The 14,066-nt window shown below is 61.8% G+C and carries 9 protein-coding genes; 4 read left to right on the plus strand and 5 right to left on the minus strand.

What is annotated here, in order from left to right; genetic code table 11:
• The first annotated feature begins 40 nt into the window (after nt 1-40).
• A protein-coding gene (gene prfB, locus ACO06J_RS05565) for a peptide chain release factor 2 (RefSeq protein WP_421759710.1) occupies nt 41-1,169 on the plus strand; the annotation gives its coding sequence in 2 pieces (ribosomal slippage) (nt 41-109 and nt 111-1,169; 1,128 coding nt in all).
• A gap of 25 nt (nt 1,170-1,194) precedes the next feature.
• Here prfB and ACO06J_RS05570 read toward each other — a convergent pair.
• From ACO06J_RS05570 to ACO06J_RS05580, 3 genes are all read right to left on the minus strand, one after another.
• Nucleotides 1,195-4,506, minus strand: a complete 3,312-nt coding sequence (locus ACO06J_RS05570) for a beta-ketoacyl-ACP synthase 3 (protein ID WP_421759711.1) — start codon at nt 4,504-4,506, stop codon at nt 1,195-1,197.
• Nucleotides 4,507-4,616: 110 nt separating this feature from the next.
• Nucleotides 4,617-5,603 (minus strand): M23 family metallopeptidase, encoded by a 987-nt coding sequence (locus tag ACO06J_RS05575; RefSeq protein ID WP_421759712.1) that lies wholly within the window; start codon nt 5,601-5,603, stop codon nt 4,617-4,619.
• 284 nt (nt 5,604-5,887) lie between these two features.
• On the minus strand, nt 5,888-6,403 hold the full coding sequence (locus tag ACO06J_RS05580) for a peroxiredoxin (RefSeq protein ID WP_421759713.1): 516 nt from the start codon (nt 6,401-6,403) through the stop codon (nt 5,888-5,890).
• A gap of 153 nt (nt 6,404-6,556) precedes the next feature.
• Between ACO06J_RS05580 and ACO06J_RS05585 the strand changes: the two genes are divergently transcribed.
• Nucleotides 6,557-10,027, plus strand: a complete 3,471-nt coding sequence (locus ACO06J_RS05585) for a hypothetical protein (RefSeq protein WP_421759715.1) — start codon at nt 6,557-6,559, stop codon at nt 10,025-10,027.
• Nucleotides 10,028-10,116: 89 nt separating this feature from the next.
• Nucleotides 10,117-10,566, plus strand: coding sequence for a universal stress protein (locus tag ACO06J_RS05590; protein WP_421759716.1), 450 nt, complete (start codon nt 10,117-10,119; stop codon nt 10,564-10,566).
• Between the two features lie 5 nt (nt 10,567-10,571).
• Here ACO06J_RS05590 and tyrS read toward each other — a convergent pair whose 3' ends face one another.
• Together tyrS and ACO06J_RS05600 are read right to left on the minus strand one after the other, a co-directional pair.
• On the minus strand, nt 10,572-11,816 hold the full coding sequence (gene tyrS / locus ACO06J_RS05595) for a tyrosine--tRNA ligase (protein WP_421759717.1): 1,245 nt from the start codon (nt 11,814-11,816) through the stop codon (nt 10,572-10,574).
• Between the two features lie 27 nt (nt 11,817-11,843).
• Entirely contained in the window at nt 11,844-12,644 is an 801-nt protein-coding gene (locus tag ACO06J_RS05600; RefSeq protein WP_421759718.1) for an alpha/beta hydrolase, read from the minus strand.
• Between the two features lie 260 nt (nt 12,645-12,904).
• Between ACO06J_RS05600 and ACO06J_RS05605 the strand changes: the two genes are divergently transcribed.
• Nucleotides 12,905-14,059 (plus strand): cysteine desulfurase family protein, encoded by a 1,155-nt coding sequence (locus tag ACO06J_RS05605; RefSeq protein WP_421759719.1) that lies wholly within the window; start codon nt 12,905-12,907, stop codon nt 14,057-14,059.
• Nucleotides 14,060-14,066 lie beyond the last annotated feature (7 nt).

Raw genomic sequence — 14,066 nt, forward strand, 5'->3', positions numbered from 1 at the left:
TCTCTCAACTACATGAACGGCAAGAGTTTTGAGGATAGCCATGCGCGCCGAAATTGAGAAAATCGTCACTGAAATCGAGCAGGTCATAAGCCTGCTGAGGAGGCATCTTTGACTGGGATACTGCCCAGTCTCGCCTAGATGACCTGAACGCCCGTACCGAGCACCCAGACTTCTGGGCCGATCCCGAGAAGGCGCGGCCGATCATGCAGAAGCGTGATGAGCTCGACGTGCAGGTCAAGGCGGTCAAGCACTTCGAAGCCGCGATCCGCGACAACCGCGAACTGATCGAAATGGGCGACGCCGAGGGCGACGCCGAAGTCGTCAAGGAAGCAGAGGATGCTTTGCGCGAAGTGCTGAAGGAAGCACGGTCCGCGCAGGTGGAAACGCTCCTGTCAGGCGAAGCTGACGCCAATGACTGTTATGTCGAAATCCACTCGGGTGCGGGCGGCACCGAAAGCCAGGACTGGGCCAATATCCTCCTGCGCATGTACACGCGCTGGGCGGAGCGGCGTAAGTTCAAAGTCGAGACGATGGAAATTCATGACGGCGAAGAAGCCGGGATCAAGTCCGCTACGATCAAGGTCACCGGCCATAACGCTTACGGCTGGATGAAGACGGAGAGCGGCGTGCATCGCCTGGTGCGCATTTCGCCCTACGACAGCGCAGCGCGGAGGCACACCAGCTTTTCGAGCGCCTGGGTCTATCCGGTGGTTGACGACACCATCAACATCGAGATCAACGAGAGCGACCTGAAGGTCGATACCTATCGTTCGTCCGGTGCCGGCGGCCAGCACGTCAACACGACCGACTCGGCCATCCGCATCACCCACGTGCCCTCGGGCATCATCGTGGCATGCCAGCAGGAGCGCAGTCAGCACAAGAACCGCGCAACGGCCATGGCAATGCTGAAAGCTCGCCTCTACGAGGCGGAGTTGCAGAAGCGCGAGGTGGCGGCAAATGCCGAGGCTGCCGCTAAGACCGACGTGGGCTGGGGGCACCAGATCCGCAGCTACGTGCTGCAGCCCTACCAGATGGTCAAGGACCTCAGAACCGGCCACGAGACGTCCAATACGTCAGCCGTGCTCGATGGCGACCTGGACGACTTCATGGAAGCATCACTCGCGGCGCGAGTCACCGGGTACGCGGACAGGGTCACAGACGTCGACTGATCGCGTCTTGGCAAGCGTCGGCCAGTTACGACTGGCCGACTGTCGCGATCGCGGCGGCGTAGGTGATGCCGCCGCCGAAGGCTACGAGGCCGAGGCGATCGCCCGCCTTGCGTGTCGGCAAGGCGTCCATCAGCGCCATCGGGATGGTCGATGAACTGGTATTGCCCATGGTGCGGATGATCGAATGCGCCGGGCGGCCAGAGCGGCGTGCGATGGCATCAATAATGCGCTGATTGGCCTGATGGGGGACCATCAGGTCGATGTCCTCCATGGTGATGCCCTCGGAAGCGCAGGCCGACATCAGGGTCTGCGTCATGGCTCGAACGGCATCGGCGAACACCTCGCGGCCGTTCATGGTGATATAGCCCTCGCCAGCGCGCGGCACACTCAGCAATTCCCCGGGCTCCGGAGCTCCGGCGATGGTCGGGCGGGCGTAGGTGAACAGCACTTCTCGCTCGCCGCTTTGCACCAGCGATGCCGTCGCCGCGTCACCGAACAATACCGCGGTGTTGAAGTCGTTCTGGTCGAGCAGGGGAGACAGGACCTCCGACGTCACGACCAGCACGCGCGCCTGCGGGTGGTTGGTCACAAAGTCCCGGGCCTGCGCCAGCGCATAGAGATAGCCAGAGCACGCGGCGTTGATATCGTACGCGGGCAGGTTGGCGCGGCTGCCCTTCGCCATCAGGTCTGCAACTCGGCAGGCCAGCGATGGCGTGATCACATCCGGCGTCCCGGTGGCCGCGATCACCAGATCGATATCGCCGATTTCAAGTTTCTGCTCGCCGAGCAGCTTTTCCGTAGCGGTAGCAGCCAGCGACAAGACCGTCTCGCCGGGCTGAACCCAGCGCCGGCTTTCGATCCCGGTCAGCTTGACGATGTCCGCAGAGTCGCGGGTCTGCCAGTTCCCCCTGAGATCGGAATTTTGGACTTTGCGACCACCGGACACGCCCGCAATTCCGGCCACGCCAACTGGAACTTCGGCGCGACCAATGATGGGCGCCGACTGCACGGCGGCACGGCGCGTGAGAATGGCTTTATCGATCCGCTCGCTGGTGACTGTCACAGCTTGTCGAACCGAGCCTGCATCGGCCTCGACATAAGCCAGAGGGGCGCCCACGGGCACCTTCTGCTTCAATGCGACTGGGACCACCAGAACCTTGCCCGAAACGGTTGCTTGCACGTCGACGGCGGCCTTCGTGGCTTCTACCACGGCGATCAGGTCGCCGATCTTGACGTGGTCACCGGGCTTGATCAACAGCTCGACGATCTCGACCTCATCGTCAGCAGGGCCGGAGCCGATTGCGGCGATTGCCACCGGGCCGGTCGATGCGGCTTCGACTTCCCAGCTCAGGTCGAACTCGAGCAGTTCCGCCGCCGCCTGCATGATGCGGCGATAGGACGGGAGCGTCTCGATCTGGCGTTCGAACTGGAATGGCACGTGTATGTCGTCGCGTGTGACCCGCTTGGCCATGACCGGGACACCGGCGTGCTCCATCACAGTGGCCAGTACCTCTGCGCCAAAACCAGCGGTATGGTTGTCTTCGTGGACCACGAGCAGCTTGCGAGTGCGGCGCACCGAGCGGAGGACGGAGTCCTGATCCCACGGCGAAATCGAACGCAGGTCGATGAGTTCGACGGTTGCTCCATTGGCGCCGAGCGTTTCCGTGGCCAGCACGCTCTGTAACAGCGGGTTGCCCCAAGTGACGAGCGTCAGATCGTTGCCCTGCGACACAGTTCGCGCCTTGCCGGGAGGGACAAACTGGTCGGCTGTGTCCTCGGAGGTGCGCCGGTCGGCGAGGTTGAGGCTGCTCTTGGGGTAGAGAAAAACCGTCGGCCGTCCCGAGGAGAAGGCGGCGTTCAGAAGGCCTGCTGCGTCGCCGGCGCTTGAGGGCATAACGACGTCGATACCCGGAACATGCGCGAGAATGGATTCCAGCGTCTGCGCATGGAACGGGCCGAGGCCCGCCTTGTAGCCGCCGCAGCTGACCATCAGGATCACCGGGACCTGCCAGGCGCCATTGGTCCGCCAGAACATCGAGCCGAGCTCGGAGATGATCTGGTTGAACGCGAGCGGCAGGAAATCGGCGAATTGGAGAAAACCCACGGGACGCTGGCCAGCGAGGGCGCGTCCAATGGATGTGCCGACGATGGTCGACTCCGACAGCGCAGCATTGTGCACGCGGCCCGGGAACGCCGTCGATAGCCCTCGGGTTACCCCAAAGACGTCACCCTTGGGATCCTCGATGTCTTGGCCGAGCAGGTAAATATCGCGGTTGTTGTCCAACTGGTCGCGCAGCACGCGATTGAGTGCTTCGCGCATGGTGAGACGCGGTGCCTTGGCATCGCCTCTGTACTCCCGGCGGCTGGTAAACTCGGCTGGGTAGGGCGCCTTGGCGCTCCCCGCGACAGTCGGCGCCGCATCGGCGCGCGCCTCGGCGGCCGCAGCGGCAACTTCCGCAATGAGGCTGGTCTCCAGCATCGCGAGGGCGGCGTCGCCCATCTGCGACTCACGCAGCGACTGTCGAATGGCCTCAAGTGGGTCGCGCGTGCGGCTTGCACGGATATCGTCAGCGGTACGATAGAGCGCCTGATCGTCGGCGTTCGTGTGGTCGGACAGGCGCTCCACGTCGAGCAGCAGAAGGGTCGGGGCGCGATTGGCGCGCGTCTCTGTGACGGCAGCTTCGAAAGCGGCACGAGTGGCGCTCAGGTCAACGCCATCGACACGCCGGATCGGCAGGCCGAAAAGGCTCTCCGCCGGCCCGCCGGGCAAGTCGAAGAAGGTCTGCCCCGACGTGCGCGTCGAGATCGACCAGCGATTGTTCTGGACGATGAAGACAACTGGCGCTTCCGAGCGCACCGCCTCGGCCACCGCCTCAAGAAACTCACCCTGCTGCGTTGTGCCATCGCCGACGCAGCAGATCACGACTGGTGCATCTGGGTGGTACTTTACGGCCTGCGCGTTGCCCACCGCGTGCAGCGCGTTGTTGCCGACAGGACCGACCATCGAGGTGATCTGCAGGTCACGCGCCGAAAAGTGCGCGCTCATCTGCCGGCCGGCCGAGTGCGAAGAACCAGTAGCAAGGAGGCTGCGGAAAAACTCTGCGATTGGCAGGCCGCGCGCCAGCAGCAGCGCCTTGTCCCGATAATGGAGGTGCAGCCAGTCCTGCGGCCCGAGATAGTCGGCGACAAGTGCCGTCGCTTCATGCCCGGCCCCGGAAACATGAAAATGCGCCAGTCCCTGTTTGACGAGGTCCTGTTCAACGCGGTCCACCTCACGCGCGACGAACATCGCGCGATGCAGCCTGAGCATCGTCGGAATATCTGAGGTCATCAGCATTGTGGCGCGACCCTAAACCCGCCCGGCGAGAAAAACCAGAACAAGTGTCTCCCTTGTCGCTGTGCATGGCTGATTTGCAACAGTTGGCGTCAACAGAAAGTGCGCCGGGCTCAAGCTCCGAGAAATCGGGCCAAGGCCTTGCCAGCAGACAGGTATTTTCCGGGATCGACAGCCACATCCCGTTGCCGGACTTCGAAATGCAGGTGTGGTCCGGTTGAGCGGCCGGTTGAGCCGACCCGGGCGATGGGCGTACCTGTATCGACCACCTGGCCCTCCTTGACGAGGAAGGCCGACAGGTGGCCGTACCGCGTCACCAGACCTGAGCCATGGGTGATCTCTAAAGTGTTGCCGTAACCGGAGCGTTCGCCCACAAACGTCACCTGCCCATAGCCTGCGCTCAGCACGATTGTGCCCTTGGGCGCTGGGAAGTCGAGGCCGGCGTGGTAGGCGCGGCCGCCGGTAAACGGATCGGTGCGGTTGCCGAACCCGGAGCTGATGCGGGTCATCTGGTCCATTGGGCCGTGAATCGGCGCCATGTCGATGGCACCGCGTGCCGCCTTGAAGCGGGCGAGGGCGAGGTAGACTTCGTTGGCGTCGTCAACAATCGAGCTCGAGTCGTCCGGCGCATCGACAGCGGGGAGCAGCGGGCCGCCGACGCCGCTGTCGAGGTCCTTGGGCATCTTCGGCTTTATGCCGAGCCCGCCCAGCGTGCCAAGAATCGCGTCGGTAGATTCCGTGGCGGTCTCGTTCAACGTCGCGAGAGCCAGGCGGCTGTCATCCATCATCGAGGTCATGCTGGCGGACACCTGGGCCAGGTCGAGGTTGCCGGTAGGCGAGCCGGGTTGCACCGCAGGCGCGGCCTCAGCGGCATCCTCGCGCTCGGGCAGGTTTTCGGTGTCGATGCCGAGTTCGTTGGCTTTCTGGGCCAATTGCTTGACCAGTTGGTGCTGTTCGAGCAGCAACTCCTGCTGCTGGGTCACTTCCTGCAGTTGCAGGTTTATGTCACCGGTCTGGGCGTACTGGCGCGAGTGAAGGCGGTCTACCTCGACACGCAGTTGCGAAATGCGATCCTCGTAGGCAGAAACTACCACGTCCATGCGGCCGCTCATGAGTGCTGAGATGTCTGGGGCCATTAGGAAGCCAACGAGAGTGGCGACGTTGGTGGCGAACAGGGCGGCAAAACAACCGTAGAAAACTGCCGGACGGATTCCAGATTTGTGCGGGTGCGGCACCGGCTTCACGTGGGGCCGGCTGAACACCTTGTGACCGTGTTTTGCGCTACTCAACTTCGTACGCACAATGGAACTCCGGGACGCAACTCTCGTCCGGTGATCATGGAGCGTTAAGGTTAATAAACGCGAAAAACCCTCAGTTGAACCGCTTATCTCTTGGTTTTGCTGGGGGTTTTGCCAGCTTGATCGGTAGGATTGGCGAGTGCCCGGGCTGCTGCGAGTACCTTTTCTGCGTGCCCCTTGATCCGGGTTGCATAAAGGACCTCCGCGATCCTGCCTTCGGTATCTATGACGACCGTGGCCCGTTTCACGCCCATGAACTCGACGCCGTACAGTTTCTTGAGTTGCCAAAGGCCGTAGGCGGAAATGACCGTGCGGTCGGGGTCTGAAGCGAGCGGCACGCCGAGGTTGTATTTGTCCCGAAACGTACAGTGCTTTTCTATGGTGTCGGGCGATATCCCCACCACTGCGGCTTTCAAGGCTTTGAACTCGGGCAAAAGGTCGGTGAACTCGATGTTCTCCAGCGTGCAACCCTCAGTGTCATCCTGGGGATAGAAGTAGAGGACAACCATCTGCCCCTTGTGAGCGGACAGACGAAACAACTCCCGGCTGTCTGTCATCAGTTCAAAATCTGGGGCAGGAGTGCCAATGGCAGGTACAGACATCGGATTTGCTCGCCTTGGGCTGGGAAGGTGTAAACTCACGGAAGTGAGGGGTGTTGGTGCCATATTACAGCCGGTATCATCACCCAGTGAATGGCTGCCCAATTCTGATTCTAGATTATGGCAGCGAACTGGGCCCTCTCAAGTCGGAACGCAGTGAAACCCACACCAGCACCTGGCCTCCAGCACCGCAAGCGCTCGGCATGGCGCATTCTGGGCAGGATTGCGGCGGCAGCTGTTGGTGCGCCCGTCGTGCTTGTTGCTGTGCTCTATGTGGTGTTGCTGGTCACGCCTATTCCGCTGCCGTTCGTAAGCGAGCAGGTACGAAATATCGTCGTGAATTCAATGCCGGCAGGCAGCCAGCTCGAGCTGGGCGATATGGCCCTGGCGCTGGAGGACTACGTCTGGCCGGTCATCCAGTTCAAGCCGGTGACGTATAAGGACGACAAGACCGGTGGCGCCGTCAGCATGGACGCGCTCGAGGTTGGTTTTTCGCCGGTTCGGGCGCTGGTCGGGCAGCCCGGGGCGACGGTGACGATCGTCGGGCCGCATCTGCAGGTCAATCAGGACCTGTTCGGGCCGCGGCTCGCCAAGTTCGAATATGAGGATGCGCCAGACGGTTCGCGGACGGTCCGGGTTATCGAGGGGCAGGATTCGTTCCCCGATGTAACGCTTTCTCCGGAGGGCGTGGACGTTAAGGGAACGGTTCCGGACCCCAAACTTGGCATCAGGTCGGACAACGACTGGTTGGTTTACAACCTCGAGGCGGCCGGTAAGGGCATTGCAGGGATCATCGAACAGGCGCGGTTGGGGAATTTCTCCAAACTGGTGGTTCGTGGTGGCACCCTCGAAATGAACGACGCCGTCTATGGCGTGTTCCGGACCTTCAAGGACATCAACGTCGAAATTGCTCCGAGCGCCGATGCCAAGTCTGCTGCCGGAAACTTCACCGCGGAGTTTGCCGGCACCATCATGAACGGCATCGTTGAGTGGGTGCCTGGGTCCTCCAACGATGACCGCATGAAGATGTCGATCACCAACTTCGATCCCTCGGCGTTTTCGCCTGCGGCTGGGGAGACGGGGGCTGCAGCAGAACTGGTCGGTACCATGGCGGTCTCGATCGATGTGGGCTTTGACGCCCAGAGCCTCAAACTGACGGGCGGCGACTTCCATGTTGATATGACGGGCATGGATCTGAAGGTTGCAGGTCAGTATTTCCCCGTTGCGACCTCCATCGCTGAGGTGCACTGGGAGCCCGAGCTCGGCCAGTTCACAATGGCAGAAACCCAGGTCAGCGTCGGGATGAATACGGGTTACGTGCAGGGGGTGTTCAGGCTCGGCCTTGACGCTCAGTATGGACCCACGATCAGCATGCAGATGAGCGCGCGGGATATCGCCATCTATTCGGACATTGGCGCGCCTGCTAGTCCTTTCAGTTCACTCACGTTTTCTGGCTGGTCAGCGCCGCTCTACGGCGCGACCGGTATCGACCAGCTTGAACTCAAGACAGCGGACGGCGGTCAGATCGCGGCCACTGGGCGGGTCGATATGATCCGCAAGGGCGTCGGCTTTCAGATGACGATCGCTGGCGATGGCGTCAGTGCGGACGACCTGAAGCGGGTTTGGCCGGCGTTTGTCTCTGCGGATTCGCGAGCCTGGTTTGTGAACAACGTGGTTGGCGGCCGCCTGAAGGCGTCGTCTATGCGGTACAACTTCCCAGTGGGGTCGCTCGACCCCACGGTGAAGGATCAGCCCCTGCCGCCCGGATCACTATCGATCGATCTGGTTGGCGAGGGGGTGACGGTCAAGCCGACGGCGACGATGGCGCCCATCTCCATTGATGGTGAAACCAAGCTCACTATTCGCGAAGCCAATGTCACGATTTCCGCTGGCGGTGCGCAACTCGAAACCCCAGCGGGTGGGCTGGCCGTCGCCAATGCGGCGCTGGTGATCAAATCGGAAGTCCCTGGTGAGTCGCTGTTCGAGATTTCCGGGGATCTCTCGGGGAGCATTCCGGCGCTGGTGGCTTTTGCCAATGAGCAGCAGCCCGACGCCCTGAAAAACGCAAAACTACCGCTCGACGTTTCGGCTCTTAAGGGTGGTGTCACGCTCTCCCTAGTTTCGACCATCGTGCTCGACAAGGCCAGTGGGGCGACCAAGAGCGTCGACTACGCGATCAATGGCGTGGTGCAGGATTTTGGCTCCACCGCTCCCCTTCAGGGGCGGACGATCGGCAACGGGCAGTTGTCCTTCCTCGTTTCGCAGGCCGGCTATCGCCTGACAGGAACGGCCGAGGTCGATGGCCTGCCTGCCGATCTGGTCGTGGACGGCAAGATCGCCGTTGGGGCGCCGCCGCCGGATATCCTTTTGAGCGCCACTTTGGACGCCGCAGACCTCAAGAAGATGGGGTTCGATGCATCCTCTTTCATGTCGGGGTCGGTGACGTTTGTTGCGCGGCCGATGGCCGATGGCACGCTGCAGGTGGCGCTGGATCTGCAGAAGGCCAAGGTAACGATCAAGGATCTTGGCATCGAAAAGGCGGCCGGAGTGGCTGGCTCGGCCCAGGCAGCCGTGAAGCAGACTGGCGACCTTGTGGACATCAGTCACATCGAGGTGGCGTTCGGGGATGTCAGGCTGAATGGCGGGATCGGGTACGACTCCAAGGACGGACTACAGTCAGCCGAATTCACGACCTTCGCCTTGAGTCCCGACGACGACGCTCAGTTGTCCGTAGCGCCGGTGAAGGGCGGCTACCAGATCAAGGTGCGAGGCAACCAGCTTGATCTCAAGCCCATGTTCCGGCGCTTTTTTGGGTTGAGCGCAGATTCGACGGGCGGTCCGCAAGCCACCGCGATCAAGCAGACCATTGTCGCCGATGTCGAACTCAAGCGGGCACTTGGGTTTTTCAAGACGACGGCGTTCAACGTCAATCTGAACCTGTCGCTGAACGGCGCGGATCTGCGGAGCGTCAATCTGCAAGCCAACCTCGGTGGGGATCGCAGTGTCTCCGTGACGACCAATCCCTCGCCCGACGGCAAGGTGATGTCGGTGGCGTTCAACGACCTCGGTACGCTGCTGCGGCTGCTTGGCGTCTACCCCAATGTGGAGGGTGGTGAGGGTAGCCTGGTGATGGCTACCAACACCGAGCAGAGGACGGATTCAGGGCAGTTCGTTCTGAAGAACTTTGCCTTCGTCAACGAGGCGACGGTTGCCAAAATTCTCGGAAACCATAGTGAATCCAAAGCCTTGATTGCCAAGTCGAACAAGCTTGAGTTCAAGAGCGGGGAAGTGAACTTCGTGCGCCGAAGCGACCGCGTCGAGATCACGGATGCCGTGCTGGCGGGTTCCACGGTGGGCGGTACGGCGCGTGGGTTCATCTACACGGACAAGCGCCAATACGACATTACCGGCACCTACGTCCCGCTGTTTGGGCTCAACAATGCCTTTGCCAAGCTGCTTGGGCCATTGGCCGGGCGGAAGAACGAGGGGCTGTTTGGCGTGACGTTCGCCATTCGTGGGCCGCTCGACAAGCCGGACTTCAAGGTCAACCCGATGTCGGCGCTGGCGCCAGGCGCGTTCCGCCGGATGTTTGAGTATCGTGCGAAAGAGATCCCGCGGGTCGAGTAGCGCGGGCCAATCGCACTCCCTCTTGATCTTGGTCAAGGCAGCCCCACATCTTTTAGGGCAGTGTCGCCCAATCAGATTTGGAGGCGCGAATGTACGCTCAAGTGCTTGTTGCTACAGATGGTTCCGAGCTTGCCATGCGGGCGCTCGACCACGCAATTGAACTCGCAATGCTGGCGGGGTCGACCATTACCGTCGTTACCGTGACCGATCCGCTGAACGTCTACATGGGCGGCTATGCAGGCATTGCTGGTACGACGTTCGACCCGGTGCCCGAAGTGCTTGAAGCGCAGCTCGAAGGCGCGCGGCAGTTGTTGAAGGCAGCTGAGGCGCGCGTCGCGGCTGCCGGGGTAGCGGTGAAAACCGTCCTAGTGGAGAATGCGTTTGCGGCCGAGGGGATCATCTCGACGGCTGAGAGCATTGGCGCCACGCTGATCGTCATGGGCTCGCATGGCCGTCGCGCGCTGGGCCGGCTGCTGCTGGGCAGCCAAACCAACGAGGTGCTGGCGCACTCGAAAATCCCTGTCCTGGTAACGCGTTAAGCCGGTCAGATCGGCTTCAGCAAAGCGTGCTTCTTCTTGCCGACGGAGAGCTTGATCACGCCTTCCGGCAGCAGGTCGGAAGCGGCCAAGGCGCGCCGCTCGTCGGTGGCGGGCTGATCATTCACCCGCACCGCGCCGGACTGGACGTGACGACGGGCTTCACCGTTTGACGCGGCGAGGCCTGAGGTGACCAGCGCCGAGAGCAAGCCGATGCCTTCTGGGAGGCCTGGCACTTCTGCGGTGGGCAGGGACAGGTCGAGCGAACCGGACTCGAACGTCGCCGCGGCAGTTTTCGCAGCTTGTTCAGCAGCTTGGCGGCCGTGGACAATGGCGGTGACTTCGGTTGCGAGGATCTTCTTGGCCTCGTTCACCTCGGTACCGCCGAGCGCGGTGAGGCGCGCTATCTCGTCCAGCGGGAGCCGGGTGAAGATCTTCAGCCACTTTTCGACGTCGGCATCCTCAGTATTGCGGAAGTATTGCCAGAAATCGTAGGGCGAGAAGAGATCGCCGTTGAGCCAGACGGCGCCGGAGGCGGACTTGCCCATCTTTTCGCCGGATGACTTGGTGAGCAGTGGCGTCGTCAGGGCGTAGAGCTGCGCGCCGCCCATGCGGTGGCTGAGGTCTACACCGTTGATAATATTGCCCCATTGGTCGGAGCCACCCATCTGCAGGACGGTGCCGTAGCGGCGGTTGAGCTCGACGAAGTCGTAGCCCTGCATGATCATGTAGTTGAACTCAAGGAAGCTCAGCGACTGCTCGCGATCGAGCCGGGTCTTGACCGAGTCGAACGAGAGCATGCGGTTGACCGAGAAGAAACGCCCGACGTCGCGAAGGAATTCGACATAGTTGAGCTTGAGCAGCCAGTCGGCATTGTTGACCATGATGGCTGGATTTGAGCCATTATAGTCAAGGATGTTTGCGTACACCTTCTTGATGCTGTCGATATTGGCAGCGATCTTCTCGACGGTCAGCAACTGCCGCTGGTCATCGCGGAAGGACGGGTCGCCGACCATCGAGGTGCCGCCGCCCATCAGGCTGATAGCTTTGTGGCCCGTTTCCTGCAGCCAGTAAAGCATTGTCACGGTTATCAAATTGCCGATGTGAATGCTGGTTGCAGTCGCATCGTAGCCGACATAGCCGGTGATGGGCCCCTTGATGGCCAAGGCATCCAGACCCTCCGGGTCGGACACCTGGTGGATGAAGCCTCGCTGGTCGAGGACGTTGAGGAAGTCGGACCTGAACTTGGCCATCGCGATGAACGCCTTCTGAACGGAAAACTAGCGGCCCATACCGGCGGCGATTTCGAGGCGGCGGCGATCGAGATATTCGGCGCAGGCGGCGGTCAATTCATCGACCTTGCCTTCATAGAAATGGTTGGCGCCTTCGACGATCTGCTGCTCGATGGTGATGCCCTTCTGGGTCTTGAGCTTATCGACCAGCTTCTGCACCGCCGTCGGAGGCGCGACGCGGTCCTTGTCGCCGTGGATGATCAGGCCAGAGGACGGGCAGGGGGCGAGGAAGGAGAAGTCGTAGAGGTTTTCCGGCGGGCTGACGGAGATGAAGCCTTCGACTTCCGGACGGCGCATCAGGAGCTGCATGCCGATCCAGGCGCCGAAGGAGAAGCCGGCGATCCAGCAGCCGCGCGACTCGCGGTTGAGCGACTGCAGCCAGTCGAGCGCCGCAGCGGCGTCGGAGAGTTCGCCGATGCCGTGGTCGAACATGCCCTGGCTGCGGCCGACGCCACGCGAGTTGAAGCGCAGGACCGAGAAGCCGCGCTGGGCGAACATGTAGAAGAGATTGTAGACGATCTGGTTGTTCATCGTGCCGCCGAACTGGGGGTGCGGGTGGAGTACGATGGCGATGGGGGAATTGGCTTCCTTGCCCTGCTGATAGCGGCCTTCAAGCCTGCCCTCGGGACCGTTGAAGATAACTTCTGGCATTTTTCTTCTTTCTTTTGGCCCCGTCGGCCTCTGAGAGCACGATTTCGATCGATCGAATCGTGCTCTTGCTAATTTCTCTTTGCCGCAAGCTTGGTCCGAAAAGTCTGCAACTTTTCGGGGCTGTGCTCTGTTGCGCATGGCTGATGCCCGTGCCTGTGGCCGGTCTCTCGGCTTGACGAATGGTGCGCCGCTGCCTAAAACGAAGGCTGAAAACCTAGTTTCGAATGGTTCTAAACTAGTTTTCCTGCGGCAGTGGCTGGGTGTCCAACCGCTTCCGGTTGCTGGTGAGCGCTCCTTTTAGAGAAAGTGAGCGCCGAATTTCAAGAATTGTTTCGAGCCCCCTGACGCAACGGCGTTGCGGGACCCATTATTGAAGGCTCAGGCGGTCAGATTTGCCCATGACGCGACAGTCGATCTATCTCGACCACAATGCGTCCGCTCCGCTTCTGCCCGAGGCGCGCGCGGCAATAGTGGCTGCGCTGGATCTGGTGGGCAACCCGTCGTCGGTACATGCGCAGGGCCGGTCGCTGCGCGCTGTCATTGATGATGCGCGCGGGCAGGTGGCACGATTGGCCGGAGCGGAGCGCGACCAGGTCGTGTTCACCGGGTCGGCGACCGAAGCGATCACGCAGGCGATCGTTGGCGGGGCCAAGGCGTTTGGTGTCAATGCCATCATGGTTTCGGCTGGCGAGCATGCAGCGGTGCTGAAGGCGGCTGAAGCAACCGGGTTGCCGGTCAAGCGGGTGGGGCTCGATGCCGATGGGCTGATCCGGGTCGAGGAGATCGCGGCAGCTCTGGCCGAGGCGGACATGGTCGGGATGCGCCTGCTCGTCGCGGTGCATCTGGTCAACAACGAGACGGGCGTGATCCAGCCGGTTGACCGGATCGAGATGCTCGTCGGGCCGAGCCCGCACTATCTGTTTGTCGATGCTGTGCAGGCCTTGGGCAAGGTGCAACTGGAATTTGCTGCTCGCGCACCCGATATGATGGCGGTGAGCGGACACAAGATTGGCGGGCCGGCCGGGATCGGCGCGCTGCTGATGAAGGGCCATGCCGATCAGGTGCGGCTCATCCCCGGCGGCGGGCAGGAGAGCGGGCGGCGCGGCGGCACGGAGTCGGCGGCGGCGATTGCTGGCTTTGGCGCGGCAGCGCTGGCGTTCCCGGACCGGTTCTACAACGCTAATGTCAGCGAACTGGTGCGGATTGCCGAGGACGGGATGAAGCTGATTGCGCCGGACCTGGTGGTGTTTGCTGAGAAGGCCGACCGGATCGGCAATACCAGCAATTTTGCTGTGCCGGGGCTGAAGAATGCCGTGGCGATGATGGGGCTGGACCTTCTGGGTCTGGCGGTATCATCGGGCTCGGCCTGTTCGTCGGGCAAGGTCGGGGCCAGTCACGTGCTGGCAGCGATGCAGGTGCCGGCGGAGATCGCCGAGTGCGGCTTGCGTGTGAGTTTTGGTTATTCGTCATCCGTCGCGGATGTCGAGGCGTATCTGAAGGGCTTTGGCGAGGTTGTGGGGCGGCATCGGTCGCGCCATGGCCGCGCAGCATAGGAAGAAG

The organism is Devosia sp. (genome assembly GCF_965229025.1).
GTDB lineage: Bacteria > Pseudomonadota > Alphaproteobacteria > Rhizobiales > Devosiaceae > Devosia_A.